We start from the raw sequence: 26,129 nt of genomic DNA on the forward strand, positions 1-26,129 counted from the left end.
ATTCAATCATCGGTGACCCGGGCACGTCCCGCCCTCCGCGACCGGGTGTTCGGCGAGCAGGGCGCGGGCCTCGGCCCTGGCCAGGTTCCAGCCGTTCCACGGGTCGGGGCGGCTCAGCTCGTTGGCCGCCACCACGTCGGCGAGCACGCAGCTGCGCAGCGGCTCCGGCAGCCGGTTCAGCGCCGGGACCGCCTCCGCGCCGAGGTCGCCCAAATAGTCGGAGTCGAGCTTCTGCACGCCGCGGACCGCGACCTGGGATTCGGCCACCCGCAGGTCCGGGTTCACCACCGCGAAGACGCCCAGGGCCAGCCCCGTCACCAGCACGACCGTACGCGGCAGCCACGCCGATCCGCGCCCCGCGAGACGGCCCGCGCCGGCCAGCAGCACCAGCGCGAACAGCGCGCCCAGCCAGTACACCGCCGCCTCCACCGACAGCCGCAGCCGCGACAGCCCGTAGGCGTCCGTGTAGAGGTCCAGCCGGTGCAGCGCGGAGAACAGCACCACCATCGTCAGCGCGCAGAGCACGCCGAGCTGTCCGGCGAGCACCCAGCGCTCCCGCCGCTCGGTCCTGATCACGCTCGCGGCCACCGCGACGATGCCGAGCACCACCACGCTGACCGCGACGAGCTGGAAGAAGCCCTGGCGGGCGTACTCGGCGTAGGTGAGCCCCGCCGTCTCCAGCACCCAGGCGTCACCGCCGAACAGCGCCGTGATCTGCACCGCGACGAACGCCGCGAACAGCAGGTTCACGGCGGTGAGCGGCACCAGCCAGACCGCCCGGTTCACCGGCACCTTCAGGTCCGGCCCCACCGGGTCGGCCACCGGGCGGAGCGCCACCAGCACCACCGCCGCCGCCAGCGCCGCGAACACCGCGAACAGGACGATCCGCAGCGGCAGCGACTCGGCCCACTCCGGCGCGGTGGTCAGCCGCGTCACGTAGGCGGCGAACACCGGGTCCGCCGACGAGAACAGCAGCCCGAACACCGCCAGCAGCACCGCCGTGATGCCCAGCCCCGCGGCGGCCGGGAGGATCCGCCGCCGCACCGGATCACCAGGTCGGGTTCGGCCCGGCCGAACTCGGCGAGCCCGGCCTGCCCGTCGGCGGCCGTTCTGACCTGGAATCCCTCGGCCGCCAGCCGGTCCCGTACGGCCAGCGCGATGGTCTGGTCGTCTTCCACCACGAGGATGCGTCGCCGCTGCGTCACATCCGAGAGCCTAGGAGCGGGGTGTGCAGACGGCACTCCCCAATCCGTGCACATCCGGTGCAGACCGGGCGCGTACGAAAACCTGGAGAGCCGGCCCACCACGGGGGGATCCGCCGGAGTCGGCGGCCGGGCGGACTTGCTAGAAGTACCGGCGGCCTGGCGGGGTCGTGCTCCCGCCAGGCCGCCGGCCGTGCTCAGGGCGTCTTACCAGCCCCGGTGGTGGCGCCAGTTGTGCCGGTGGCCGTGGTGCTTGTGCCGGGGGCTGTAGTGCTTGTGCCGGTGGCTGTGATGCTTGTGCCGGTGGCCGTGGTGCTTGTGCCGGGCGCGGTGGGCCCGGGAGGGATGGACGTGGTGGTGCCTCGACTGGCTCCACTGACGGTCGTCGCGGGGGTCATGGCTCGTCGTCGCCGACGCGGCGGGCGCGAGAGCGAAGAACAGCGCCGCGGCGGCGAGCAGGCCGCCGGCGAGACCCGCAGTGTTGAAGCGCACAGTATCTCCTGTCAGACGGTTGATGACTACTGACTGTAGCCATGTGACTACCAAGACCGCGTGCGGCGGAAACCTTTCCCAGCTGATCGACTTCAGACGGACGGCACTCCCCAACCCATGCGCATCCGGTGCAGACTTGCACGGTGGACATCCCTGCGTACCTACGCCGCCTCGGACTGCCCGGGCTGGAGAGCGCCGCGCCCTCCGCCGACGCGCTGCGCGCCCTGCACACCGCGCACGTGGAGCGGGTCGCGTACGAGAATCTGGAGATCTGGCTGGGCCGGCCCACCACGGTGGACCCGCTGGAGTCGGCGGCCCGGATCATCGGCGGCCGGGGCGGCTACTGCTACCACCTGAACGGCGCGTTCTCGGAGCTGCTGGCGAAGCTGGGGTACGCGGTGACGCGGCACGTGGGCGGGGTGCAGCTGCGCGGCGCCGAGCCGGGCGTCGACGGCAACCATCTGGTGCTGACGGTCTCCGGGCTGCCGGGCGAGGCCAACCCGGGCGGCGTGTGGCTGGTGGACGTGGGGCTGGGCGACGGGCTGCACGAGCCGCTCCCGCTGGTCGCCGGCTCCTACCGGCAGGGGCCTCATGAGTACGGTCTGCGCCCGTCGGAGGTGGCCCCGGGCGGATGGCGGCTGGAGCACGACCCGGGCGGCTCGTTCCAGGGCATGGACTTCGCGCCCGCTCCGGCGGTGATGGCGGAGTTCGCGGCCATGCACCAGCAGCTGTCCACGTCGCCGGAGTCGGGGTTCGTGCGGACCGCGGTGGTGCAGCGGCGGGACGCCCGCGGCGTCGACCAGTTGCGCGGGCTGGTGCTGTCGCGGCTGGGCGTGGGGGCCGAGCGGGTGACGCTGGACAGCCCGCGCGACTACTTCGCGGCGCTGGCCGACCTCTTCCGCCTGCCGCTGGACGACGTGAGCGACAGGGAGAAGGAGAAGCTGTGGGCCAGGTTGCACGCCGCGCATGAGGCGTGGCTTGCCTGACGGGGTACACAGCTCGTCGGGAGGCGTATCGGTGGTGCGCGGGGCGATGGGAGAGGCCGGCAAGCTCGCGGGGCGCTATCGGCTGCTGAACCCCCTCGGCGGGGGTGAGCTGCTGCTGGCCTTCGACGAGGTGGAGCACCGTGACGTGGTGGTGCGGCGGCTGCGCGCCCCGGGCGGGCGGCTCGACGAGGCGGTGCTGGAGGCGCGGCGGGCGGCGGGTTTCGTGCATCCGGCGATCGTGCCGGTGCTGGACGTGCCGATGGCGGACGGCGAGCCGTGGCTGGTGATGGCGTTCGCGGAGGGGGCGTCGCTGGAGCAGGCGGTGCGCGGGCGGGGGCCGCTGCCGGTCCGGCAGGCGGCCCGGGTGGGGGTGCACCTGCTGTCGGCGCTGACGGCGGCGCACGCGGCGGGGATCGTGCACGGCCGGGTGCAGCCGGGCAACGTGCTGCTGTCGCCGGCCGGGCGGGCGCTGCTGACGGGGTTCGGGCTGCCGTCGCTGGGGATGCGGCCGCGGGCCGATCTGTGGTCGCTGGCCGCCACGCTGCACTTCGCGGTGGAGGGCAGGCCGCCGGGCCATTCGCCGGCCGAGCCGGTGGACCCGTTCCGGGCGTTGATCGGGGCGATGCTGACGCCGGCCGCGCCGCCGGTGGAGACGGTGGAGTGGACGCTGCGGCGGCTCGCTCTGGACCGCTCCCTTGACCGGGTGGTCGCCGTCGACGGCCCGCTGCCGCCCGCGCGGGCGGCGGCGGTGGGGCTGGCGGTGCTCGACCGGCTGGCCGCCTTGCACGCGCGCGGCGAGCATCACGGCGGGGTGCAGCCGGGCAGCGTGCTGATCGACGGGGAGGGGCGGGCGTCGCTGATCCCGCCGCCGGTGCCGGTGCCGCCGCCCGGCTACGCGCCGCCGGAGGGCGTGCCGGGGCGGGCGGGCGATCTGTGGGCGCTCGGGGCCACGCTGTTCCTGGCCGTGGAGGGCAGGCCGCCCGCGCCGGGCGCGTCGCTGCTGCGTGCGGGGCCGCTGGGACCGTACTTGGTGGGGCTGCTGTCGGGGGTGGCCGCCGAGCGGCCTACGCCGGAGGCGCTGCGGCGGCAGCTCCTTGGCGTGCTCACCAGTTGAGATATATCGTGACCGGGAACCCCGCCGGGGTCCCGATCGTTGTCCGCACGACGCAGAATGCAGGAGAGGCGGGGCGTGCGCTCCGCGTTCGGAGGATGTTGAGGATGTCGCCAATCCAGAAGTACGCCATCGGCGCAGGTCTCGCCGTGCTGTTCTCGTGGATCTTCCTGCCCGGCTGGCTGACCCTGCTCGTCGTCCTCGGCGTGATCGGAGCCCCCGTGGTCGGTTACTTCATGCTCGACCCGTCGCAGCGCGAGCGGCTCAAGAGGGCGCGCAGGCGCGGCATCGGCCGATGAGGCGATCCGGCGGGGGCTGTCAGGCCTCCGCCGCCGTCGCCGCCGTCATCCGCCGGGTGACCCGGTTCTCGACGTAGAACGACAGGAACGGCACGGTCCCGCCGAGCATGACGCCCAGCATGTAGGGCCACGTCCAGCGCGCCTTCATGCCCAGGTTCATCACCGCGACCAGGTAGAGCATGTAGAGGCCGCCGTGGATGGGCGAGATCACCTTCGACGGGCCGGGGATGTCGAAGCCGTAGCGCAGCACCATGCCGACGCAGAGCACGAGCAGCATCACGCCGACGACGTAGGCGAGCACCCGGAAGGGCTTGAGAGCCGATTCCACCGTTAACCTTCCAGAACCATCTCGGGGGACTTCTCACGGTCCCGATCCGCTCGTACGGCGTCGCGTACGAAGTGGAACCACATGAACACGGCGAACCCCGCGAAGATCCACCAGTTGGCGGCGTAGGCGAGGTTCCGCCAGGTGACTTCGCCGCCGGCCATCGGCGGCTTCGAGGCGACCTGGGTCAGCGCCCCCGACGGCGGCTCGGCCACGACGTAGCCGGTGCGGACCCGCTCGCCCTGCCACAGGTTGACCAGCTCGCCGGTCGACACCGTCTGCACCTGGCCGGGCGGCAGACCCTCGGCCCTGCGCTGGACGGCGTCGCTGCCCTGCTGGGGACGGAGCCGGCCCGGCACGCTCAGCCTGCCCTCCGGCACGTCCGCGACGGCGGGGTCGGCGGCGTCGGCCACCCAGCCGCGCACCACCGGCATCAGCGTGCCGTCGTCGAGCCGGATCGGGGTCAGCACCCAGTAGCCCTCGCCGCGTGACACGTTGCCGCCGGGCATGTCGACGTCGGGCCGCCGGTCGGCGACCAGGAGCTGGCGGCCCGCGTCGTAGACGCCTTCCACGGTGACCCTGCGGCCCACGGCGTCGGCCCGCATCTGCGCGCTGAGGGTGGCCAGCTCGGTGACGGACACCGGGTCGGGGTCCGTCGCCAGCACCGGCTTGCCGGAGTCGTTGAACACGCCGAGCTGCCAGCGCCCGAGCATGATGAACGCGATCACGACCCCGATCGTGAGCAGGTGCAGCCCCAGCAGGCGCGGCGACAGCAGGGTCTTGAGCATGGATTCAAACTATCCGCCCGAGCGACCGGTTCCGTAACCAGCCCGCCGGAAATAGAACCTCGTAAAGCGTGCAAATACGGCAACCGATCAGGCTAGGCTGGCGCCCATGTCCGATCAGCATATCGATCCGGCGGGCAACACCCAGCAGTTCCGCGCGTTCGCGCAGCGGTCCGAGCAGGAGTCGGCCGCCGCCGAAGCCAAGAAGTCGCCCGTTCTGCCGATCATCGCGGTGGTCGTCGCCGTCGTCGTCATCGGCGTGGCGGCCTTCCTCCTGCTCCGCTAGACGGCGTCACAGGGGCTCACCCGCCACGGGACGTGGCGGGTTCTCGTCCTGCCCGGTGATCAGCGGCACGGGCACACGGCCAGGGCGCTGCCGCCGCCGCGCCTGGACGGCTCGGCGACCGCCTGGACGCGGCCCCGGCCGAGGAACTCCAGCGCGGTCGCGGCGCCGATCTCCGGGTTCAGCACCAGGTCGTGGCCTCTGGCCTCCAGCTCTTCCTCGTACGCGTCGAGGAAGCCCTGCTCGGCCTGGGTCTGCGCGGTGTTGCGCTGGGTGGCCCGGGGAGCGGCGAGCGCCTCGGGCAGCGACATGCCGAACTCGTACCGGTTGACCAGGATCTGCAGCACGGTCGTGATGATCGTGGAGCCGCCCGGCGTGCCGAGCGCCATGACCGGTCTGCCGTGGTCGAACACGAGCGTCGGCGCCATCGACGAGCGCGGCCGCTTGCCGGGCCCGGGCAGGTTCGGGTCGCCGGGCGCGGGGCCGAAGGTGAAGTCGGTCAGCTCGTTGTTGAGCAGGAAACCGCGGCCCGGCACCACGATGCCGTTGCCGCCGGTCGACTCGATCGTCAGGTTGTAGGCGACGACGTTGCCCCACCGGTCGGCCACCACCAGGTGGGTGGTCTCCGGGCCCTCGGCCGCGGTCTCCGCGGCGGTGCCCGACGGTGCCGGGCAGGTCTCGTACGAGCCGTCAGGGTTTCCTGGTGCGGCCGGATGCGCCATCGCGCGCTCGCCGATCCGGCAGGCGCGCTCCTTGGCGAAGCCGTCCGACAGCAGCTCCTTCAGCGGCACGCCCGGCACGTCGCCGACGTAGGCGTTGCGGTCGGCGAAGGCCAGCCGGGACGCCTCCAGGTACTCGTGCACGCCGACCCCGGGCAGCGAGTCGAGGATCTTGAGCGCCTCCCCCACGGTCGAGCCGCCCGACGACGGCGGCGCCATGCCGTACACCGTCATCCCCTTGAAGCCGGACTTGGCCGGCTCGCGGAGCAGCGCGCGGTAGTCGCGCAGGTCACGCAGCTCCATCAGGCCGGGCCTGACGTTCCTGGCGACGCCGGGGGCGACCGGGGGCCGTTTGACCGTGGCCACCACCTCCTTGCCGAGTTGTCCCCCGTACAGCCAGCCGATGCCGCGCCTGCCCAGCTCGCGGTAGGTGGCGGCGAGCTCGGGGTTTTTGAAGACGGAGCCGACGGGCGGCGGCGCGCCGTTGGGGAGGTAGAGCTTCGCCGTGGAGGTGAAGTCCTTGAACCGGCCGGCGTTCTGCGCGGTCTGATCGTGGAAGGTCTGGTCGACCACGAACCCCCTGGAGGCGACCTTGACGGCCGGCTGGAGAGCCTGCCTCAGCGAGAGCGTGCCGAATTTCCGCAGCGCCAGGTCCCACTGGGCGAGCGCGCCGGGCACGCCCGCCGACAGCCCGCTGGTGACCGCCTCCTCGAACGGGATGCCCTCCAGCGAGGTGGCCGTCATGGCCCGGGGCGCCGCCTCGCGGCCGTCGATGGTGTGCACCTTCCGGCGCTCGGCGTCGTAGTAGACCATGAAGCCTCCGCCGGCCAGGCCGGCGGAGTAGGGCTCGGTCACGCCCAGCACCGCGCCGGCGGCCACCGCGGCGTCGATGGCGTTGCCGCCCTTCTTGAGCACGCCGACGGCGGCTTTCGAGGCATCCAGGTCTACGGTGGCGACCGCGCCCCCGTACCCCTCGGCGACCGGGTCCTTCCGGGGGACCTCGCCCCCGTACCTCTCGGTGACCGGGTCCTTCCGGGGGACCTCGCCTCCGTACCTCTCGGTGACCGGGACCTTCCGGGGGACCTCGCCTCCGTACCCCTCGGTGACAGGGACCTTCCGGGGGACCGCGCCTTCGTACCCCTCGGTGACAGGGACCTTCTGGGGGACCGCGCCTTCGTACCCCTCGGTGACAGGGACCTTCTGGGAAACCCCGCCTTCATACCCCTCGGTGACGGGGACCTTCTGGGGTCTGTGATGTGCGGGCGGGGTGGCCAGGGCGGGGGCGGCGGGCGTCAGCATGACGAGGACGGCTGCAGCGGGAACGATCGCTCGGCGCATGGTCTCCACGATGACTCAGGTACCCCGTGCGTGGTAGGGCCCCCTGCGACAGGCGGAGGATGCGAGCGCCCGGGCCCGGGCCTAGCGTGGTGGCGTGGGCAGGAAGTGGGGGCTGGATCTTCTCTACGCGCTGGCGGTGGCGGCGGCCCAGGTCGGGCTCTCGTTCAGCGCGTCCATGGGGCAGCCCGACCGCGAGCCGGTGGACGCGGTGGCGGTCGCGCTGCTGCTGGTGGGGCCGGTGGGCGTGCTGGTCCGGCGGAAGTACCCGGTCGGCGCGGCGGTCGTCACGCTCGCGGCCACCTACCTCTACACCTGGCTGGGCTACCCGTTCGGGCCCGGCTACCTGGCGGCGATCATCCTGCTGTTCTCCATGGTCACCCTGGGCCTGCGGATCCAGGCGTGGATCATGGCCGGGGTGACCATCGTGGTCTTCATCAGCTACAGCCACCTCTGGTCCGGGGGGATGACCGGGCTCTTCCACGACCTGGCGGTGACCGCGTTCGTCCTGCTCGTCATGGTGATGGCGGAGCTGACCAGGATCGTCAGGGAGCGGCGCGCCCAGCAGCAGCGGGCGGCCGAGGAGGAGACCCGGCGGCAGGCCAGCGAGGAGCGGCTGACCATGGCGCAGGAGCTGCACGACGTGCTCGCGCACAACATCTCGCTGATCCACGTGCAGGCCTCCACCGCGCTGCACCTCATCGACGACAACCCCGAGCAGGCCCGTACCGCGCTGGCCACCATCAAGACCGCCTCCAAGGAGGTGCTGGGCGAGATGCGCTCGGTGCTGAACGTGCTGCGCGACGGTGCGCCCCGCTCCCCCACCGCCGGGCTCGACCGCCTCGACGAGCTGATCGAGCGCTCCGGCCTGGACGTCAAGCTGGAACGCGACGGCTCCCGGCCGCTTCCGCCGCAGGTCGAGCGGGCCGCCTACCGGATCGTCCAGGAGTCGCTGACCAACGCCGCCCGGCACGCCCCCGGCGCCGCCGTGACGGTCCGGCTCGGCTACGGGCCCCGCGAGCTGGTCATCGACGTCACCGACACCGGCTCCACCACACCGCCCGAGCTGGCCGGAGAGGGCAGCGGCAACGGCATCCCCGGCATGCGTGAGCGCGCCGCCGCCCTGGGCGGCACGCTCACGGCCGGGCCGCACGGCCGCGGCTTCCGGGTCTCGGCCCGCCTCCCTCTACCTCAGGAGAACGCATGATCAAAGTGCTGCTCGCCGACGACCAGGCGCTGGTACGGGCGGGCTTCAAGGCCCTGCTCGACGCCCAGCCCGACATGGTCGTGGTGGCCGAGGCGTCCGACGGCGCGGAGGCGGTCCGGCAGGCGCAGGAGCACAGCCCGGACGTGGTGCTCATGGACATCCGCATGCCCGGGATGGACGGCCTCACCGCCACCCGGCGCATGCCGGAGGGGCCGCGCATCATCATCCTGACCACGTTCGAGCTGGACGAGTACGTGTTCGAGGCGCTGCGCGGCGGGGCCAGCGGGTTCCTCGTCAAGGACACCGAGCCCGCGGAGCTCCTCCAGGCCGTCCGGGTGGTCGCGGCCGGCGAGGCGCTGCTCTCGCCGAGCGTCACCCGCCGCCTCATCGCCGAGTACGCGTCACGCGCCAAAGAGCCCTTGGCCGCCGAGAGCCTGAACCAGCTCACCGACCGGGAACGCGAGGTCCTGACCCTGGTCGGCGGCGGCCTCACCAACGACGAGATCGCCGCCAAGCTGTTCATGTCACCCGCCACGGCCAAGACCCACGTCAGCCGGGCCATGACGAAACTCCACGCCCGCGACCGCGCCCAGCTCGTGGTGATCGCCTACGAGTCCGGCCTGGTGAAGCCGGGGTGGCTCTGAGATGGCCGCGCTCCGCGACGTGGTGATCGACTGCGCCCATCCCGCCTCCCTCGCCCGTTTCTGGGCCGCCGCGCTCGACGGCTACCAGGTCGCCCCGTACGACGACGCCGAGCTGGCCCGGCTGCGCGCCCACGGGATCCACGACCCCGAGGACGACCCCACGGTCCTGGTGGAGGGCGGGCCGCCGCGGCTCTGGTTCCAGCGGGTGCCCGAGGGCAAGGCGGCGAAGAACCGGCTCCATCTCGACCTTCAGGCCGAGGACCGGGAGGCCGAGGTCGCGCGGCTGGTGGGCCTCGGGGCGGCGGTGCTGGAGCGGCGTGAGGAGTGGACGGTCCTCGCCGACCCGGAGGGCAACGAGTTCTGCGTCTTCTGACACGGAAACGGCACGGAGGGTGAAAGAAGTATCACTGGCCGCATCCGGCCGGGACGGTTACCTTCCGTGTAGGACCCTTCGGCGGAGAGGACGAGCATGGAGGCGGCGGCGCTGTTCGGCAGCGGCCTCGTCGCCGGTCTCGTAGCGGGCACCGCGTCGTGCACGGCCGTGCAGGGCGGGCTGCTGGTCGGGCTGGCCGGGGCGCGTGACCGGGCGGCGCTCGGGTGGTTCCTGGCGGGGCGGCTGGCGTCGTACACGGTGGTGGGGGCGCTGCTCGGGCTCGCCGGGTCGGCGGTGAAGCCGCCGCCGCAGGCGCGGGCGGTGCTGCTGGTGGCGGCGGGCCTCATGGTGATCGCGTTCGCGGTGCGGCTCTACCGCCGGTGCGGGTGCGAGCCGACGCGCCACCGGTTCGCCGGGCTGGGCCCGCCGCTGCTCGGGGCGGCCACGATCCTGGTGCCGTGCGGGGTGACGATCGGCATGGAGCTGGTCGCGATCTCCAGCGGTTCGCCGTTCGCGGGGGCGGCGGTGATGGCGGGGTTCGTGGCCGGCACCGCGCCCGTGCTGGGCTTGCTGGGCTGGCTGGTGCGGCGCGTCACCCGTACGCGGCTGGTGAAGGCGGCGGCGGTGCTGGCGGTCGCGGCGGGGCTGTGGACGGCCGGTACGGGGGTGAGCCTGGGAGGCTGGCTGCCCGCGACCGCGGACACCACGGCGAACCTGAGCCCGGTGGTGACGATCTGGGCGCTGCGCGACGGGTACCGGCCGGCGGCGGTGGAGGCGCCCGCCGGGGTGCCGGTCGAGGTGGTGTTCAAGCTGGTCGACCGGGGGTGCACGGAGACGGTGGCCATCGCCGGGAAGGACCTCGCGCTGCCCGCGACCCTGAGGCTGCCGCCGCAGCGGCCCGGCACGCTCCGCTACTCCTGCGGCATGGGCATGTACACAGGCTTCATCAGGTTTTCTTGAGGGCTCGGCGATTACGGTTCGCGATCGGGCGATCACGTGCCACTCTGCTGAGCATGCTCTGGCAAGGTGATGCGACGAGGCCTGCCGTTCCGGCGCCGCGCGTGGGTGACGAGGCGGAGCTGCTGATGGCCGCGCGGAAGGGCGACGCCCAGGCCGCGCACCGGCTCGGCAGGCTCTACGCCCAGCGCGGTGACCGCGGCGCGGCCCGTCACTGGTGGGAGTGCGCGGCCGGGTCCGGGAACGTCGACAGCGCCTACAACCTGGGCCTCTGGCACGAGAAGCACGGCACGCTCGACGAGGCGCTCGGCTGGTACGAGCGGGCGGCGGCGGCCGGCGACGCCGAGGCGGCGCTCAATCTGGCGACGCTGCTGCAGGAGCAGCGCGGCGACCCCGGCAGGGCCAGGATGTGGTTCGAGCGGGCGGCCCGGTCGGGCAGCCGGCCGGCGGCGCGCAGGCTGGCACTGATCTGCGAGGACACCGGCGAGCTGGGCGCGGCGCGGGAGTGGCACCGGCAGGCGGCGGCGGACGGCGACGCCGCGTCCGCGCACGACCTCGGCTTCCTGGCCTACTCGGCGGGCGACGACGAGGAGACCGTGCGCTGGTGGGAGACGGCCTGCCGGGGCGGCCACGCCGGCGCCGCCTACTGCCTGGGGCTGCTCCTCCAGGCGGGGCGCGACCCGGAGGGTGCCGAGGCCTACTACCGGCTGGCCGCCAAGAGCGAGCATCCGGGCGCGGCGGCGCGGCTGGGCGCCATCGCGCTGGCCCGCCGCGACCTGCGCACCGCCCGGGGGTGGTACGAGCAGGCGGCGTACGCGGGGCGGCTGGAGGGCCAGCGGATGGCCGGGTTCGTCTGCGTGGAGCTGGGCGACGCCAAGGGCGCGAGCCACTGGTTCGGCCGGGGCGCGGCGGCGGGCGACCCGGAGTCGGCGTTCAACTTCGGGCTGCTGCTGATCGCCGAGTTCGGCGACCTGAAGGGCGGCCGGCACTGGTTCCGGCAGGCGGCGCTGGCCGGTCACCACCGGGCGGCGGTCGAGCTGGCCGGGCTGCTGTCGGCGGCCGGGCGGGGCGCCGAGGCCGAGGAGTGGCTGACCGACCCGCCGCCGCCGGTGTGGGACCGCCCGGCCGAGCCGGAGCTGGCCGCGCGGGCGGAGCTGGCCGCGCTGGCGACCGACCGCAGGGGCGGGGTGGCGCTGGACGTGGGGCAGCTGACCGAGCTGCTCGGCACGTGGGACCTGGTGACCCGGCCGCTGCTCGACCACGGCGAGGTGATCCCCTGGCTGGTGGCGCGGAGCGGGCTGCACACGAGCGCGGTGGAGCACCTGGCGTCGGTGCGCGGCACGCTGCTGCGGCCCGGCAGCGCGCCGTGGCCCAGCCCGGTGGAGGTCGAGCACGTGCTGGCGACGGCGCGCGAGCTGCGCGGCCGCCTCGGGCTGTCTAGCGCTGCCCGAGATGGAACAGGTGTCCCTCATCATCAGTGAAGACGGCCGACCAGCCCCACTGCTCCTGCTTGGGCGGCATGGTGAAGTGGACTCCGGCGGCGCTGAGCCGTTCGTAGGCGGCCTGGATGTCGTCGTCCTCGAAGAGCACGTAGCCGGGCTGGTCCTTGGCGGGCTCGGGCCAGCCGGGGCCCGCCTTGTAGAGGACCAGGCGGGTGCCGCCGCCGGGCGGCTCGACCTCGATCCACCGGTTCTCGCCGTAGGCCATGTCCTTCGTGACGGTGAAGCCCATCTTGCGGCTCCAGAAGTCGAGCGCCCGCTGCTGGTCTCGCACGTACAGACTGACCTGGCTGACGGTGATCGCCATGATCCCTCCTCGTGGTGTCGGACAGTGATGTATCACTGCCCACCGACAGAATCGGGAGGCCGCAGCGCCGAGGGCAGAAAAATATCCGGTACGGGACCCGTACCGGATATTTCTCACGAGATCAGAGGCGGTTCCACGCCTCCGTCAGCACGCTGCGGAGGATCCCGCCGATCTCCTCGAACTCCTTCGGCCCGGCGATCAGCGGCGGGGCGAGCTGGATGACGGGGTCGCCGCGGTCGTCGGCGCGGCAGTAGAGGCCCTCGTCGAACAGCGCCTGCGACAGGAACCCGCGCAGCAGCCGCTCCGACTCCTCGTCGTTGAACGTCTCCTTGGTCTCCTTGTCCTTGACCAGCTCGATGCCGTAGAAGTAGCCGGAGCCGCGGACGTCGCCCACGATGGGCAGGTCGCTCAGCTCCTCCAGCGTGGCCCTGAAGAGCGGCTCGTTCTTCGTGACGTGGCCCAGCAGGTCCTCGCGCTCGAAGATGTCGAGGTTGGCCATCGCGACGGCGGCCGAGACCGGGTGGCCGCCGAAGGTGTAACCGTGGGCGAAGACCTCGTCGCCGTCCTTGAACGGCTCGAACAGCCGGTCGTGCGCGATCATCGCGCCGATCGGCGAGTAGCCGCTGGTCATGCCCTTGGCGCAGGTGATGATGTCGGGAACGTAGTCGAACTTCTCGCCGCCGAACATGGTGCCGAGGCGGCCGAAGGCGCAGATGACCTCGTCGGAGACGAGCAGCACGTCGTACTCGTCGCAGATCTCGCGCAGCCTCTGGAAGTAGCCGGGGGGCGGCGGGAAGCAGCCGCCCGCGTTCTGCACGGGCTCGGCGAAGACGGCGGCCACCGTCTCCGGGCCCTCCATCTCGATGGCGCGGGCCACCCGCTCGGCGGCCCAGTAGCCGTACTCCTCGGGCGTCATGCCGGGGACGCCGGTGGTCTCGTCGGCGCGGTAGTGGTTGGTGTTGGGGACCCGGATCGAGCCCGGCACCAGGGGCTCGAACATCTGCTTGAACGCGGGGATCCCGGTGATCGACAGGGCGCCCTGCGTGGTGCCGTGGTAGGCGATCTGGCGGCTGATGACCTTGTGCTTGAGGGGCTTGCCGACGAGCTTGAAGTACTGCTTGGCGAGCTTCCACGCACTCTCGACGGCCTCGCTGCCGCTGGTGGTGAAGAAGACGCGGTTGAGGTCGCCGGGTGCGAGCCGCGCCAGGCGCTCGGCCAGCTCGGCCGCCTTGGGGTGGGCGTAGGACCAGAGCGGGAAGTACGCCAGCTCCTGCGACTGCTTGGCGGCGGCCTCGGCCAGCTCGGCGCGTCCGTGACCGACCTGGACGACGAAGAGACCCGCCAGTCCGTCGAGGTAGCGCTTGCCGTGGATGTCGTAGATGTAGGCGCCCTCACCGCGGACGATGGTGGGGACCTCGGACTCTTGGTAGGCGCTGTGCCTGGTGAAGTGCAACCACAGGTTGTCCCGCGCTGCGTTCAGGACGTCATGCTCAGGCTGCGTCATGTCTATCTTCCCTTAAGTCGATCTGCACACCAGTGTGCAACCTCACCAGCTACTTTGCCAAGTGATTGCGTCGCGACTCCAGATACTCGGAAACGGATCCGCAGAACTTTTCGATAACAACCGCGAAATCCGCAGATACGATGGCTGCGCCACCGCACCCCTTCACCGGACGGGGGTTCCGGTGTGCTGCAATGGACCGCGACATCCGAGAACGACCCCGGGGGACCATCCCGTGACTCCTGAGCAGATCGAGAGCGCCGTGGCGGCCGGCATGCCGCAGACCGTCGAGGAGCTCAAGCGGCTGGCCGCCATCCCGTCGGTGGCCTTCCCCGGCCACCCCGAGGAGCCCGTGCACGCCGCCGCCGCCGCGGTGGAGGAGCTGCTGCGCAGCACCGGCCTGCCGCGCGTGCAGCGCGTCCCGGTCGAGGGCAGCTTCCCGGCCGTCTACGCGGAGGCTCCCGCGCCGCCCGGCACGCCCACCGTCCTGCTGTACGCGCACTACGACGTGCAGCCCGCGGGCGACCCGGCCGCCTGGCGCACGCCGCCGTTCGAGCCCACGCTGATCGACGGCTGCCTCTACGGCCGCGGCGTCGCCGACGACAAGTCCGGCGTCATGTCCCACGTCGCCGCGCTCCGCGTCTTCCAGGGCCGCTTCCCCGTCGGCATCAAGGTCATCATCGAGGGCCAGGAGGAGTACGCGGGCGAACGGCTGGAGGCCTTCGTCGAGCGCAACCCCGACCTGCTGCGGGCCGACGCCATCGTGGTCGCCGACACCGGCAACCCCCGCGTCGGCGACCCGGCCGTGACCACCTCGCTGCGCGGCATGGCCGCCTTCACCATGGAGGTCCGCACCCTCCGCGAGCCCGTCCACAGCGGCTCCTTCGGCGGTGCCGCGCCCGACGCGCTGGCCGCGCTGATGCGCATGTGCGCCGCGCTGCACGACGAGAACGGCGACGTCCGGGTGCCGGGCCTGCCCCGGGGCACCTTCCTCGGGCAGGGGCCGACGGAGGAGGAGTTCCGCAAGACCGCGGGCGTGGTCGACGGGGTGTCCCTGGTCGGCTCCGGCTCACTCGCCGACCGCCTCTGGTCCTCCTACGCGATCACCGTCACCGGGCTGGACGTGCCGTCGGTGTCCGGCGCCGTCAACGCCGTGCAGGCGGTGGCGCGGGCCCGGGTGACCGTGCGGGTGCCCCCGGCGGGCGACCCCAAGACCACGGTCGACGCGGTGGTGGAGTTCCTGCGGCAGGTGGCGCCGTGGGGCGTGCAGGTGTCGTTCGGCGACTTCACGGTCGGCTCCGGCTTCCAGGCCGACTCCGGCGGCTCGGCGCGCGCCGCCCTCAACCGCGCGATGGAGCGCGCCTTCGGCCGGCCGCCGCGCGACGTGGGCGCCGGCGGGTCGATCCCGCTGGTCAACACGCTGCTCAAGCAGTTCCCCGCGGCGGAGATCCTGCTCTTCGGCGCGGAGGACGAGGACGCCGCCATCCACGCGCCCAACGAGCGGGTGGACCTGGAGGAGCTGCGCCGGGTGGTCACGACCGAGGCCCTCTTCCTCCAGGAACTCGCCCAGTCGTAACCGGCGGGTCCGCGCAGTCGCCCTCGTGAAAGCCGAACGCTCGCGCGAGGGCGACCGCGAAGCCTGCTCGTCCCTCCCAAGGCGCTGAACCAAAGCTGGCGTGCGGTGGCTGCCGTCAGTAGGGAGACATCTGGTCGAGCACCTTCACGGCGAGATCGTTGATCACCTCGACCTTCGCCAGATCAGCCAGGACCTCGTCGCCGCTGAACCGGGCCACGCCCGGCCGAGGGTACTCCGCCTCGTTGCGCCGCCGCCGCATCCGGTCGAAGGGACGCAGGCTCTTTCCCAGTGGTGGATCAAGCTGCGCGACGATGGCCTCGTAGACCGCGAGGTGCCCGCCGCGGCTCGTCGCCCTCAGCCCCTGATTCTCCAGAACCGCGCAGAGCGCTTTGCGAGCCGCGTCGTAGAGCAGTGTCAAGAGCCGCCCGGCCTTGCTCCCATCTCACCGGCTCTCCCCGCTTTCCAGTTTGATGCGTACGAGTGGCCTGGATCTGATCGTCTCCAGGAAGGGGTCGTGCTCTGCGGACACCCATTCGTCCCGGCTCAACCGGCGGATGTTGACTTCCCTGCCGAGCCTGCGTTCTGACGCCCTGGCCGCGTCGTAGAGATCGTCTTCATCCGCAGCGCCTATGACGAGCACATCCACATCGTTCGGCACATGGCCGGGCTGACCTTCGTATCGAGCCGCCCAGGAACCGTAGATGTACGCCTCCTCTACAGCCTCGACTTCCGCAAGGTGCTCGCCGAGTACGGCTAGAGGGCCGTAGGTGAGGGCCAACAGTTCAGTCAGAGGCCGGGCGATGGCCGTGTCCGTCTCCGCCCGGACCAGCCGCAGGTTGCCGTGCCTTCTCTCGGCGACCAGGCCCGCATTGGCCAGCCTGCTCACCTCACGACTCACGGTCGGAAGCGAGACGTCGAACCGCCGCGCCAGATCCGTCTGCGCGTACTCGCTCTCCGGATGCAGGAAGAGCCAGGCGAGGAGCTCTCCTTGGAAGGGGGAACGAAGGAGGGGCAGCAGGATAGGAGGCGGCTGTTTCATAACCTGAAACATAGCTTGCAGTTTACGCAAGCGGCTACTGTCGCGCTCAGTGTTAGCAAAATTACTATGAGTTTCTCGGTGGGCGAGAAAACAGTCGTACGAACCGTTCGGCTAGTTGCCGGTCGCCTTCGATGCGCAGGTTGTCACAGGGCTCGCCCATGAACACCACGGCGCGGAGGGTTTCGGTGTCGGTGTGCAGGGTCGCCTGAGCGCCGGCGGTTTCGGGGGGCCGGGTCACGATGAGGTGGCCTGCTGAGACCGTGGCCAGGAAGTGCTGGTCGCCCAGGCGGAGTTCGACGGCGCCTTCGAAGTCGCCTGCCGTTTCGGGGTGGAAGGTGGACTTCAAGGCGTGCATCAGGGCGTCGGGGCTCAGGGGATTCGTCGAGATGAGCGGAAGTCGGGCGCCCCAGCGGGCGAGGGCCTGCACTACCGGCTCCAGGTCGTGGCCCAGGTCCGTCAGTTCGTAGACCTGGCTGGCGGCGGGGGGCGGGAGTCTGCGGCGGCGCAGCACGCCCGACGCCTCCAGTTCGCGCAGGCGCTGGGAGAGGACGTTCTGGCTGGCGGCGGGGAGGCCGGCGCGCAGATCGGTGAAGCGTTTGGGGCCCAGCAGCAGTTCGCGCACGATCAGCAGGGCCCAGCGTTCCCCGATGTGGTCGAGGGCGCGGGCGACGCCGCAGGGGTCGTCGAGGGTCGCGTATGTGGCCGCCGACGGGACGCCGCGGGTCTTCTCGACGATGTTCCACTGGGACGGAGAGGAACTGTGATGGCCACCTTCGCCGGGGCCGCCCGGCTCCGGGCGCTGAGGGGCAGGCCCGATGTGGCGATCACCATCGACACCGACGCGATGCCGCCCGAGGTGCTGCTGCTGCGCGGCCGGGCCGAGGTCACCGAGCAGGACGGCATCGTGCCGGAGTACGCGCTGTCCCACCACCGCTATGCCGGGCCCGAGCAGGGCGCCCGGAACGTGGCCGAGATGGACGTGCCCGGCGTCCGCATGGCCCGCATCGCGGTCCGGCCGAGCTGGGTGGGGGTGCTCGACTTCGAGAACCGGCTGCCCGCGGCGCTCGCCGCGCGGGCCTGATCACTCCTATGCGACCGGCAGGTCGTAGACGCGGCGGACGCTGGTGCCCAGCTTGCCGATGTCCGCCCCGTACACGTGGATCGACACCCCGGTCTCGGAGCTGGTGTTGCGGACCAGGTGGATGTCGCCCGGCGGGGCGAAGCCGCTGACGTCGCCGGGCCGGTTGTCGGCGTGGCCGATCTCCCTGAGCCGGCCGCCCTCGTCGCGGTAGAGGGTCTCGTGCTCGTTGCCGCTGAGCACGGCGAAGGTGCACCACGAGATGTGGTCGTGGACGGGCGTCACCTGGCCCGGCCGCCACACCACGCCCACGATCGAGAAGTCGTCCTGCGCGTGCAGCACCTGGGTCACGTAACTATCGGGCGAGCCCTGCCGCTCCTCCTCGGTCAGGATGTCCGTCCCGGGCAGCCGCTCGCGCAGCAGGTCCGCGACGGCGAGGGCGGTCTCGCGGGCGGGGAGACGGCGGGCGGTGATCGCGCCGATGCCTTCCACCAGCTCGGCCAGGCCAGGCCGCGACGTCGTGACGGTGTCCATGGCAACTCCCGAAGTCGGCTTTCTCCTACCGTGCTGCATCGGCATCGATAGGTCCAACAGGAGTTTTCGTTCAAATCCATAGATACGATCGATGAATGCTGGATGTCACCCGGCTCCGCGTCCTGCTGGCGGTCGCCCGTACCGGATCTCTCACCGCGGCCGCGCGGGAGCTGCACTACGCGCAGCCGTCCGTCAGCCACCACCTCGCCCGGCTGGAGGCCGAGACCGGCGCCAGGCTGATCCAGCGGGCCGGGAGGGGCATCCGGCTGACCGAGGCCGGCCGGCTGCTGGCCGAGCGGGCGAGCGACATCATCGGGCGGCTCGACGCGGCGGCCGAGGAACTGGCCGCGCACGTGGGACTGCAGTCGGGGCGGGTGCGGGTGGCGGCGTTCCCGTCGGCGCTCGGCACGTTCATCCCGCGGGCTGCCACCCTGCTCCGGCGGGAGCATCCCGGGCTGCGCTTCCAGCTCACCGAGATAGAGCCGCCCGAGGCGCTCAAGCTCCTGCGCGCCGGGCGGGTGGACGTCGCGGTCATGTTCCGGTACGACGAGTCGCCGCCCGACGACCCCGGCGTCCAGACGGTCCACCTGCTGGACGACCCGAGCTACCTGATCACCCCTGGCGACGACGCCGGCGCGGACGACCTGGCCGCCCACGCCGAGTCCTCCTGGATCGCCGGGTGCGACCGGTGCCGGAGCCACCTGCTCGACCTGTGCGCGGAGGCGGGGTTCGAGCCCCGCGTCTCGTTCACCAGCGACGACATCGTGGCGGTGCAGGCGCTGGTCGCCGCCGGGATGGGCGTCACCGTGCTGCCGGGGCTGGCGCTGCGCGCGCACCGCCACCCGGACGTGACCGCGCGCCCCGTCCCCGGCTCTGTCAGGCGCGTGTACGCCGCCGTCTACGGACAGCCGCCGCACCCGCCCGCGACCGAGGCGATGATGGAAGCGCTCCGGGAAAGCCTTTGACGGGCTCCGTACGATGACTTCATGCCGGACCTGACCACACTCGCCCTCTTCTCCGCGGCCACCCTCGCGATCCTGCTCGTGCCCGGGCCGGCCGTGCTCTTCGTCGTCACGCGCAGCGTCGCCCAGGGCCGCGCGGCCGGGCTGGTCTCGGTGCTCGGCGTCCATGCCGGGTCGGTGGTGCACGTGGTCGCCGCCACCCTCGGCATCAGCGCCGTCCTCGCCGCCTCGGCGACCGCCTTCACCATCGTCAAGTACGCCGGAGTCGCCTACCTCGTCTGGCTCGGCGTCCGCAAGCTCCTGTCCAAGCCGCCCGCCGAGGAGACGGCCGAGCCGCCCGTGCAGTCGAAGAGGCGGATGTTCTGGGAGGGGTTCGTGGTCAACGTGCTCAACCCGAAGACGGCGATCTTCTTCCTGGCGTTCCTGCCGCAGTTCACCGACCCGGCGGCCGGGGCCGTCGCGCCGCAGATGCTGCTGCTCGGGCTGCTCTGGATGGTGCTCGGCCTGGCGTCCGACGGTACGTACGCGCTGCTGTCGTCGGCGCTGGCCACCCGCGTACGGCGCTCCCTGCGGGCCCGGCGGCGGATCGACATCGGCAGCGGGCTCGTCTACTTGGGGCTGGCAGCCTGGCTTACGGGGGAGAAGGCCTAACAAGGCCGGAAAATTCGTGCCCGGGGTGCGATAGTGAACGGGTGGCGGAATTCTCCCTGAGACAGGGCGGCGGCGACGCCGCACAGGGCATTCCAGGACACGGCGACTAGGCCATGGACAGGCCATTACCCGGCTCCCATCTCTCGCGGGCCGCCTCCGAGCGGGTCGTCGAGGTGTACTCCGGCCATGACGGTCTCGCCGGCGTCACCGGCTCCGGCTACGTGGTCGCCCCCGGTCTGGTGCTGACCTCGGGCCACCTGGCCGACCCCGCCGTGCCGTGTCTCGTACGCGGTGCTGGGGTGTGGACGGCGGCCGAGCCGGTGTGGCGCGGTCGTGGGCCTGTGACGGCGGCCTTGCTCCGTGTTCCTGAGCCGGACGGATCCGCGCCGGAAGGCCGCGGGGCTGCGGACCTGGCGCGGACGGTGGGACGCGGGGTGGAGGCGCCTTGGGTGGAGCCGCGGGGGCAGGTTCGGTGGGGGCGGGTGGCCGGTGACGGGGTGCCGTGTGTCGTCGTCGGGGCGGGTGCCGGAGGTTCGGCGGTGGTGGACGCTGGGACCGGGCCTGCGTACCTGAATGTCGAGATGGCCGGGACGGGGCGGGCCGGGGCGGTGCTTCTGGCTGAGCCTACGGGGCACCTGGTCGGTGTTGTGGGGTCTCCGTTCGGCGATGTGGTGCCGGTTGAAGGGTTGCTGCTGGACGAGGCGTTCCGGGCTCGGGTGGGTGAGGCAGAGCTGGAGGACGTGGCCGGGGATGAGCGGGTTGTGCTGCTGCCCGAGCTGCTGGAGCCGGCCGTGGCAGAGCCGCCGGAGGGGTGCCCGGACTGGTCGTTGCCCGCAGCGCGGCACGCGGTGGTGCCGTTCGTGGGGAGGAAGGCCGAGCTGGGGGCGCTGCGGGACTGGGCCGCCGGGCCTGAACCGCTGTCGGCGGCGCTGATCACGGGGCCGGGCGGGTCGGGGAAGAGCAGGCTGGCGGTGGAGTTGTGCGCGGAGCTGGCCGCGGCGGGGTGGGATGCCGGGCTTCTGCCGGAGCCGTCCCTGGTGGCGCCGCTGGCGGATCCGGCCGTCAGGTTCGACGCGATGCGGCCCACCTTGCTCGTGCTCGACTTCCCGGAGCCGTCGGCGGCGCTGGCCGCGGAGCTGGTGCGGCGGCTGGCCTCCCATCGGCACAATCCGCCGGTCCGGCTGCTGCTGGTCGCGCGGGCCTCCGCGGGTCCCGCGCCGCCTTCTGCTGCGTGGTGGCGTCGGCTGGACACCGCCGCCGGTGGGCGGGTCAAGCGTCTCGTGCGGGCCGTCGTACGGCTTGAAGATCATCCGCTGACGCTGCCGGAGCGTGCCGAGCACGCCGCCGCCGCGATCCGTGCCTTCTCCCCTGATGGGCTCGCGCGGATCCGGCCGTTTCCGCTGGACGATCCTCTGTACGCGGTCCCGCTCCGGGTTCATGTGGCGGCTCTCATGCGGGTACGCGGTCACGAGGTGGGGCCGGGCAACGAGCTGATCGGCCGGTTCCTGAGCCGGGAACGGGAGCGGTGGCCGGAGGCGCGGGACGACGCCGTGGCGGTGGCCGTGCTGGCCGCGCCGTCGCCGAAAGAGCTGCGGGTGCTGCTGTCCGTCCTGCCTGACCTGGCGGAGGAGCGCCGGGCCGAGGTGGCGGCATGGGTGGCCGGGCTGTTCTCCAGTGATGATCCGGGGCCTCAGGGCACCCACCGTGAAGAGCACCATCCGGAAAGCGAACCACATCGCCGCGCGTCCGGACCGGAAGGCGAGCCACACCCCCGAGCATCCGGCGCCCGGAACGAACCACACCGTGGACGGTCGGCGGCCGGTTGGGAGGGGCGGCTGGTGATGGACGTGCCTGACCTGGTGGCTGGACAGTTGCTGGCGGAGACGGCGGAGCTGGAGTCGCTGGTCATCGCCATCCACGATCATCCGGGGCGGACGGCGGCGCATCTGGCGCGGATGCTCGACGTGCTGCGGGTGGGCGCCGATCACGATCAGGTGCGGGCGGCGCTGCGGGCGCTGGTCGTGCAGCGGCTGGACAGGATGCTCGTGGAGGCCGCGATGGGGCCCGGCGAGCAGCTCGGTGACCGGCTCAACGCCGTGCTGCGGCTGCTGCGGGATGAGCCGGAGGTGGCCGAGGCGGTGGCGGCGCTGCCGCCTTGGGAGGCGGGGCATCCCGGGGTGCGGGCGCTGAAGGTGACGCTGGCGGAGATGCTGGTGGAGCGGCTGCGCGGCGGGAAGCGGGCCGATCTGGCCACCGCGCTCTCCGCGTCGTCGGCTTGGCTGGCGGCGGCGGGGAGGCTGCCCGAAGCGGTGGCTGCGGCGGGAGAGGCGGCTGAGATCTTCGCGGCCGCTCCCCCGTACGAGCAGGCGCAGGGGCATGCGGAGGCGCTGTACAACCAGGCGGCGTGCCTGCTGCTGTCGGGGGTGCCGGAGCTCGCGGTCAGGCCCGCGCGGGAGGCGGTGGCGCGGTTCCGGATCCTGGCGGAGGAGGACCCTCGGTACGGGGCGCACGGGGAGCGGGCCCAGTACAACCTGGCGTGCGCGCTCGCGGGGGCGGGGCGGCTGCGGGAGGCGGTGAAGGCGTTCCTGGCCGCGGGCGGGGACGGGCAGGTGGCCGGGGACATGGACGCGGTCCTGTCCGTGCTTCCGGGGCCGGGCGAAGACGAGGGCGTGCCGCAGGACGGAGGTGCCTCACCGCCGCCGTACGGAACCTTGGGCGAGCTGTTGGAGGGGGGCGCTCCGGCGTCGCCGTACGGAACCGGGGGCGAGCGTTCGGACGGGGGCGACCCGGCGGCGCCGCACGGAGGTGCGCCTCCGTACGCGCGAGGACGGGGTGCCGGGTTGCTTCCCGGAGGATCTCCAGGGGGTGGCGGGGCGTTGGGGCCGCTGGATGAGCTGGACGAGGAGCGGCTGCTGGAGCTGGGGGCCTGGCTGGCGGCGGGCGTGGCCGGGGCCGTGCGCGGGGCCGCCGTCACTGATCAGGAGGTGTGCCGGCGGCTGTACGGGCTGGGGCTCTGGCTGGAACGGCAGGGGCAGGGGGACGCGGCCGTGGTGGTCGCGGGTGAGGCGGTCGGGCGGCTGCGGGGGATCGCCGCCGAGGAGCCGGGGCTCCGTGCGGTGCTGGCGGCTGCGGCCGGGCTGGTCTCGCGGGTGCACGGGGAGCGGGGGGAGCTGGAGGCCGCAGTACGGGCGGCTGAGGAGGCGGTGGACAACCTGCGGGCGCTGGTCGTCCTGGAGCCGGGGCGGCATCGGGAGGAGCTGGCGGGGCGGCTGCGGGACCTGGGCGAATACCTGTTGCTGAGCCAGAGGTCCGAGGGTGCGCTGGATGTGCTGCTGGAGGCCGTCCGGGTGGCGGACGGGCTCGGCGGCGGTCATGAGCGGCTGGTGGCCGGATGCCGGGGGCTGCTCGGGGTGTGCCTGGTGGAGCTGAGGCGGCTCGTGGACGGGCTGGCGCAGTTCGAGGCGGCGGCGGGGCTGCTCCAGGGGGCGGGCGAGGACGACGAGCGGTTACGGCGGGACGTTACGGGGTGGATCCGGCGGTTACGGGTGCTGCTGGGGCAGGCGATCTCAAGCGGGGAGGATTCGGGGGCGGCCCATGCCGGACAACCGCGTCAGCACGGCGGGGCCGGGGAGCGTGTCGCGCGGGTGCGGGCGGGGCTGGCGTCGGCTGAGGCCGGGATGGTGGCCGGGCGGCACGAAGCGGCCGGTGACCTCGCGCCGCACGAGGTGTCCGGCGCGTGGGTGCTGGACGGGCTGTCGCTGGCCGGGATGGTGGCGCGGTCCGGGGAGAGCGCGGATCGTGCGGAGGAGGCGCTGGCGGCGCTGGTTGCGCGCCGGGAGTCGGATGTCGCGGCTCTCGTCGGCGCTCAGGTGCGGCTGGCGTGGGTGTGGGCGGGGGCGGGGCGGGCGAGGGATGCCGTGGTGCTCGCCGCACGGGCCGCCGACCTGCTCCTTCAGCAGACCGTACAGATGGGAGAAGACCCCACCCACCCCCGAGCGACTGATCAGTTGTGGGGTGCGGTCGAGGCGGCGCTGGGCAAGGCGTTGCTGGGGTTGGGGCGGGCCGGGCAGGCGGTGCCGCATCTGCTGGCCGGGGCGGGGGTGGATGAAGGGGAGCGGTTGCTGCTGGCGGCCTGCGCGTTGAGCGGCCTGGGGCGGTGGGAAGAGGCGGAGGAGGTCGCCGAGCAGGCTGCCGGGGTGGCGCGGGAGGCGACTCCGCTGGCTGTGGCGTTGCGGCTGGCGGGCGGGACCAGGTTCGCGCGGGGCGACTACGAGGGCGCGCTGGAGGCGGCGGAGAAGGCGGTCGAGGCGTTGCCCGAGGCGGCGACGGTGGCGGGGCGGCTGCTGACGGGGACGTGTCTGCAGCTCCGCGGGCTGTGCCGGATGCGGGCGGGCCAGGACGAGGCGGCGGGGCTGGACCTGGTGCGGGGGACGACGCTGATCGCGGGGCTGCTGGACAACCATGGGCCGCTGGCGCCGGAGCCGGCGGCGACGCATCTGCTGGCGCTGCTGGCGCTGGGTGAGGCGCAGCGGGATCCGGTGCCGTTCCTGGGGCGGGCGCTGGAGATCCGGCCGTTGCCGCCCGCGTACGCGCTGCGAACCCTGCTCGATGAGCTCGGCGAGCATCTGGACGGCCGGGCGGAGCTGCTGGGGCCGCTGACCGGGTTCGCGGAGGCGTTCACGCGCGAGGTGCCGGTCAGCGCCTGCCCCGGACTGCACAGGTCGCTGGGCGACTGCCTGGAGCGGTACGCGGCACTCACGGGTGAGGCGGCGGCGGCCGAGGCGGCGGTGCGGGTGTTCCAGGGGCTCGCGGTGGACGAGGTGGGGTGCCGGGAGCGGCTGGGGGTGGCGCTGGCCGCGCTGGGCGGGATCGAGCACGAGCTGGCCCGGGCGGTGCCGGCCACGCTGGAACGGGCCGCCGATCTGCTGGCGGGCTCGGCGGAGCGGGCGGTGCTGGCCAGGACGCTGGCGCTGTACGGGGACACGCTGCTGGGAGCGCGCCGCCCGGTGGAGGCGCTGACGCAGCTGGAGCGGGCCGCCGACCTCTGTGACGAGCTGGACGAGCCGGCCGTCGCCGCGCTGGCGTACGCGAACCTGGGGGCGGCGCTGGCCGCGGTGGACCGGCCGCAGGCGGCGCTGGAGGCGGTCGCCTGGTCGGTGGCCGAGCAGGAGCGGACGCCCGAGGGCGGGCCCGCGGCGCGGGCGAAGGCGGACGAGGTGCGCGGGATGGTGCTGCGCCGCATGGGCCGGACGCGGGAGGCGCTGGCCCACCTGGTGGAGGCGGTCAACCAGTATCGGGCGCTCCCCCGTACCGCCGCGCGGCGGCTGGCGGAGGCCGAGGCGGCGGTGGTGATCGTGGACGACCTGCTGGCGGACGGGCGGGCGGGCGAGGCGGTGGAGTACGCGGCGCTCGCCGTCGAGGGGTACGCGGCATGTGCGTCGGCGCGGCTCAAGCAGGCGCTGGCCAAGCAGCGGCTGGTCCGCTGCCACCTGATGTGCGGCGCGCTCGGGGAGGCGGCCCCGCTGGTGGAGGAGCTGATCGTGGACGCCAGGCGGGAGCCGGACGATCTGACGTACCGGGCGGTGCTCGCGGACTCGCTGGCGCAGAGCGCGGAGCTGCTCACCATGCTGCACCTGGACGACGGGCCGAAGGCGGAGGCGCAGGCGCGGGAGGCTATCAGGCTGTACGACGAGCTGATCGCGGCGGGGGTGGCCGCTGAGGGCGTGCACGCGGGCCGGGCGGGCGCGAACCTGTCGCTGGCGGCGGCGCTGGCGTCGCAGGAGCGGTACGAGGACGAGGTGGCGCCGCTGCGTGAGGCGGTGGCGGCGCTGGAACGGCAGGCGACGGGGAACCCGCTGCTGGGCGGCCACCTGGCGCGGGCGATGCTCATGCTGGGCGACGCGCTGATGGCGGCGGGCCGGGCGCCGGAGGCGAGCGCGGTGCTGCACCGGAGCACGCGGATGATCGCGGACGGCTACCTGAGCGCGGTGGCGCACTACCAGCTCGGCCTCTGCGAGCTGCGGCTGGGCCGCGGCGAGGCGGCCGACGCGGCGCTGCGCTCGGCGGACGGGCGGCTGCGCGAACTGCTGGCCCACGAGGACGACGAGGAACTGGTCGAGATGCACCGCGACGTGCTCCGGGCCCGGCTGGAGCTGCACGAGCGCGCGGGCCGTCCGGACGAGGTCGCGCTGGTGGAGCGCGACCTCATCACCCTGCGCTGGTTCCGGGCCGGCTGACCAGCGCGGGGCCCGCGCCGGCCCCGCG

At 73.0% G+C, this 26,129-nt stretch carries 25 protein-coding genes; 14 read left to right on the plus strand and 11 right to left on the minus strand.

Features of this window, described 5'->3' with window-relative positions; translation table 11 throughout:
* Positions 1 to 6: 6 nt before the first annotated feature.
* Both AB0J42_RS10645 and AB0J42_RS10650 read right to left on the minus strand, forming a co-directional pair.
* Positions 7 to 1,044 carry a DUF4173 domain-containing protein gene (locus AB0J42_RS10645; protein WP_364291234.1) on the minus strand — a complete coding sequence of 346 codons (1,038 nt, stop codon included), beginning with the start codon at positions 1,042 to 1,044 and terminating at the stop codon, positions 7 to 9.
* 365 nt (positions 1,045 to 1,409) lie between these two features.
* Positions 1,410 to 1,694: a hypothetical protein gene (locus AB0J42_RS10650; protein WP_364291237.1), complete on the minus strand. Its 285-nt coding sequence runs from the start codon at positions 1,692 to 1,694 to the stop codon at positions 1,410 to 1,412.
* 143 nt (positions 1,695 to 1,837) lie between these two features.
* On the opposite strand from AB0J42_RS10650, the gene AB0J42_RS10655 reads away from it, so the two are divergent.
* From AB0J42_RS10655 to AB0J42_RS10665, 3 genes are all read left to right on the plus strand, one after another.
* Positions 1,838 to 2,680 (plus strand): arylamine N-acetyltransferase, encoded by an 843-nt coding sequence (locus AB0J42_RS10655; RefSeq protein ID WP_364291240.1) that lies wholly within the window; start codon positions 1,838 to 1,840, stop codon positions 2,678 to 2,680.
* A complete protein-coding gene (locus tag AB0J42_RS10660; RefSeq protein ID WP_364291243.1) occupies positions 2,673 to 3,794 on the plus strand; it encodes a protein kinase in 1,122 nt (373 codons plus the stop codon). Before AB0J42_RS10655 ends, AB0J42_RS10660 begins: the two co-directional genes overlap by 8 nt.
* Positions 3,795 to 3,898: 104 nt before the next feature.
* Positions 3,899 to 4,090 (plus strand): hypothetical protein, encoded by a 192-nt coding sequence (locus AB0J42_RS10665; protein ID WP_364291246.1) that lies wholly within the window; start codon positions 3,899 to 3,901, stop codon positions 4,088 to 4,090.
* Positions 4,091 to 4,109: 19 nt separating this feature from the next.
* Here the strand turns inward: AB0J42_RS10665 and AB0J42_RS10670 are convergent, their stop codons facing one another.
* Both AB0J42_RS10670 and AB0J42_RS10675 read right to left on the minus strand, forming a co-directional pair.
* Positions 4,110 to 4,418 carry a DUF3817 domain-containing protein gene (locus AB0J42_RS10670; protein ID WP_364291249.1) on the minus strand — a complete coding sequence of 103 codons (309 nt, stop codon included), beginning with the start codon at positions 4,416 to 4,418 and terminating at the stop codon, positions 4,110 to 4,112.
* 2 nt (positions 4,419 to 4,420) lie between these two features.
* Complete coding sequence (locus AB0J42_RS10675; protein WP_364291252.1) at positions 4,421 to 5,203, minus strand: SURF1 family protein; 783 nt, start codon at positions 5,201 to 5,203, stop codon at positions 4,421 to 4,423.
* A 106-nt stretch (positions 5,204 to 5,309) separates the two neighbouring features.
* Between AB0J42_RS10675 and AB0J42_RS10680 the strand changes: the two genes are divergently transcribed.
* Positions 5,310 to 5,486: a hypothetical protein gene (locus tag AB0J42_RS10680; protein ID WP_364291254.1), complete on the plus strand. Its 177-nt coding sequence runs from the start codon at positions 5,310 to 5,312 to the stop codon at positions 5,484 to 5,486.
* 59 nt (positions 5,487 to 5,545) lie between these two features.
* On the opposite strand, the gene ggt is transcribed toward AB0J42_RS10680, so the two are convergent.
* Entirely contained in the window at positions 5,546 to 7,540 is a 1,995-nt protein-coding gene (ggt, locus tag AB0J42_RS10685; RefSeq protein ID WP_364291257.1) for a gamma-glutamyltransferase, read from the minus strand.
* A gap of 94 nt (positions 7,541 to 7,634) precedes the next feature.
* Here ggt and AB0J42_RS10690 point away from each other — a divergent pair, with 94 nt between their 5' ends.
* The 5 genes from AB0J42_RS10690 to AB0J42_RS10710 all read left to right on the plus strand — a co-directional run bounded on the left by AB0J42_RS10690 (position 7,635) and on the right by AB0J42_RS10710 (position 12,199).
* A complete protein-coding gene (locus AB0J42_RS10690) occupies positions 7,635 to 8,744 on the plus strand; it encodes a sensor histidine kinase (RefSeq protein WP_364291260.1) in 1,110 nt (369 codons plus the stop codon).
* The gene (locus AB0J42_RS10695; RefSeq protein WP_364291262.1) at positions 8,741 to 9,388 is read left to right on the plus strand and encodes a response regulator transcription factor; all 648 of its coding nucleotides are present in this window, start codon (positions 8,741 to 8,743) and stop codon (positions 9,386 to 9,388) included. Before AB0J42_RS10690 ends, AB0J42_RS10695 begins: the two co-directional genes overlap by 4 nt.
* 1 nt (position 9,389) lies before the next feature.
* Positions 9,390 to 9,761 carry a VOC family protein gene (locus AB0J42_RS10700; RefSeq protein ID WP_364291264.1) on the plus strand — a complete coding sequence of 124 codons (372 nt, stop codon included), beginning with the start codon at positions 9,390 to 9,392 and terminating at the stop codon, positions 9,759 to 9,761.
* A gap of 96 nt (positions 9,762 to 9,857) precedes the next feature.
* Positions 9,858 to 10,721, plus strand: coding sequence for a sulfite exporter TauE/SafE family protein (locus AB0J42_RS10705; RefSeq protein ID WP_364291266.1), 864 nt, complete (start codon positions 9,858 to 9,860; stop codon positions 10,719 to 10,721).
* 101 nt (positions 10,722 to 10,822) lie between these two features.
* On the plus strand, positions 10,823 to 12,199 hold the full coding sequence (locus AB0J42_RS10710) for a sel1 repeat family protein (protein WP_364291269.1): 1,377 nt from the start codon (positions 10,823 to 10,825) through the stop codon (positions 12,197 to 12,199).
* On the opposite strand, the gene AB0J42_RS10715 is transcribed toward AB0J42_RS10710, so the two are convergent.
* Both AB0J42_RS10715 and AB0J42_RS10720 read right to left on the minus strand, forming a co-directional pair.
* Positions 12,156 to 12,524, minus strand: a complete 369-nt coding sequence (locus tag AB0J42_RS10715) for a VOC family protein (protein ID WP_364291271.1) — start codon at positions 12,522 to 12,524, stop codon at positions 12,156 to 12,158. The genes AB0J42_RS10710 and AB0J42_RS10715 overlap by 44 nt on opposite strands.
* Positions 12,525 to 12,645: 121 nt before the next feature.
* Entirely contained in the window at positions 12,646 to 14,028 is a 1,383-nt protein-coding gene (locus AB0J42_RS10720; RefSeq protein ID WP_364291273.1) for an aspartate aminotransferase family protein, read from the minus strand.
* 232 nt (positions 14,029 to 14,260) lie between these two features.
* Between AB0J42_RS10720 and AB0J42_RS10725 the strand changes: the two genes are divergently transcribed.
* Positions 14,261 to 15,601: a dipeptidase gene (locus AB0J42_RS10725; protein WP_364291275.1), complete on the plus strand. Its 1,341-nt coding sequence runs from the start codon at positions 14,261 to 14,263 to the stop codon at positions 15,599 to 15,601.
* A 115-nt stretch (positions 15,602 to 15,716) separates the two neighbouring features.
* Here the strand turns inward: AB0J42_RS10725 and AB0J42_RS10730 are convergent, their stop codons facing one another.
* The 3 genes from AB0J42_RS10730 to AB0J42_RS10740 form a co-directional block, all read right to left on the minus strand.
* Positions 15,717 to 16,019, minus strand: coding sequence for a hypothetical protein (locus tag AB0J42_RS10730; protein WP_364291278.1), 303 nt, complete (start codon positions 16,017 to 16,019; stop codon positions 15,717 to 15,719).
* 24 nt (positions 16,020 to 16,043) lie between these two features.
* Positions 16,044 to 16,640, minus strand: a complete 597-nt coding sequence (locus AB0J42_RS10735) for a hypothetical protein (RefSeq protein WP_364291280.1) — start codon at positions 16,638 to 16,640, stop codon at positions 16,044 to 16,046.
* A 64-nt stretch (positions 16,641 to 16,704) separates the two neighbouring features.
* Positions 16,705 to 17,262, minus strand: a complete 558-nt coding sequence (locus AB0J42_RS10740) for a winged helix-turn-helix transcriptional regulator (RefSeq protein ID WP_364291282.1) — start codon at positions 17,260 to 17,262, stop codon at positions 16,705 to 16,707.
* 141 nt (positions 17,263 to 17,403) lie between these two features.
* Between AB0J42_RS10740 and AB0J42_RS10745 the strand changes: the two genes are divergently transcribed.
* Positions 17,404 to 17,721, plus strand: coding sequence for a hypothetical protein (locus AB0J42_RS10745; protein ID WP_364291284.1), 318 nt, complete (start codon positions 17,404 to 17,406; stop codon positions 17,719 to 17,721).
* Positions 17,722 to 17,727: 6 nt separating this feature from the next.
* Here the strand turns inward: AB0J42_RS10745 and AB0J42_RS10750 are convergent, their stop codons facing one another.
* Positions 17,728 to 18,252, minus strand: a complete 525-nt coding sequence (locus AB0J42_RS10750) for a cysteine dioxygenase family protein (protein WP_364291287.1) — start codon at positions 18,250 to 18,252, stop codon at positions 17,728 to 17,730.
* Between the two features lie 95 nt (positions 18,253 to 18,347).
* Here AB0J42_RS10750 and AB0J42_RS10755 point away from each other — a divergent pair, with 95 nt between their 5' ends.
* The 3 genes from AB0J42_RS10755 (at position 18,348) to AB0J42_RS10765 (ending at position 26,101) form a co-directional block, all read left to right on the plus strand.
* Entirely contained in the window at positions 18,348 to 19,217 is an 870-nt protein-coding gene (locus tag AB0J42_RS10755) for a LysR family transcriptional regulator (protein WP_364291290.1), read from the plus strand.
* 21 nt (positions 19,218 to 19,238) lie between these two features.
* A complete protein-coding gene (locus AB0J42_RS10760; RefSeq protein ID WP_364291293.1) occupies positions 19,239 to 19,865 on the plus strand; it encodes a LysE family translocator in 627 nt (208 codons plus the stop codon).
* Positions 19,866 to 19,978: 113 nt separating this feature from the next.
* Entirely contained in the window at positions 19,979 to 26,101 is a 6,123-nt protein-coding gene (locus AB0J42_RS10765; protein ID WP_364291296.1) for a hypothetical protein, read from the plus strand.
* Positions 26,102 to 26,129: the final 28 nt, after the last annotated feature.

This window comes from Nonomuraea sp. NPDC049649 (assembly GCF_040675175.1).
Taxonomy (GTDB): Bacteria; Actinomycetota; Actinomycetes; order Streptosporangiales; family Streptosporangiaceae; genus Nonomuraea.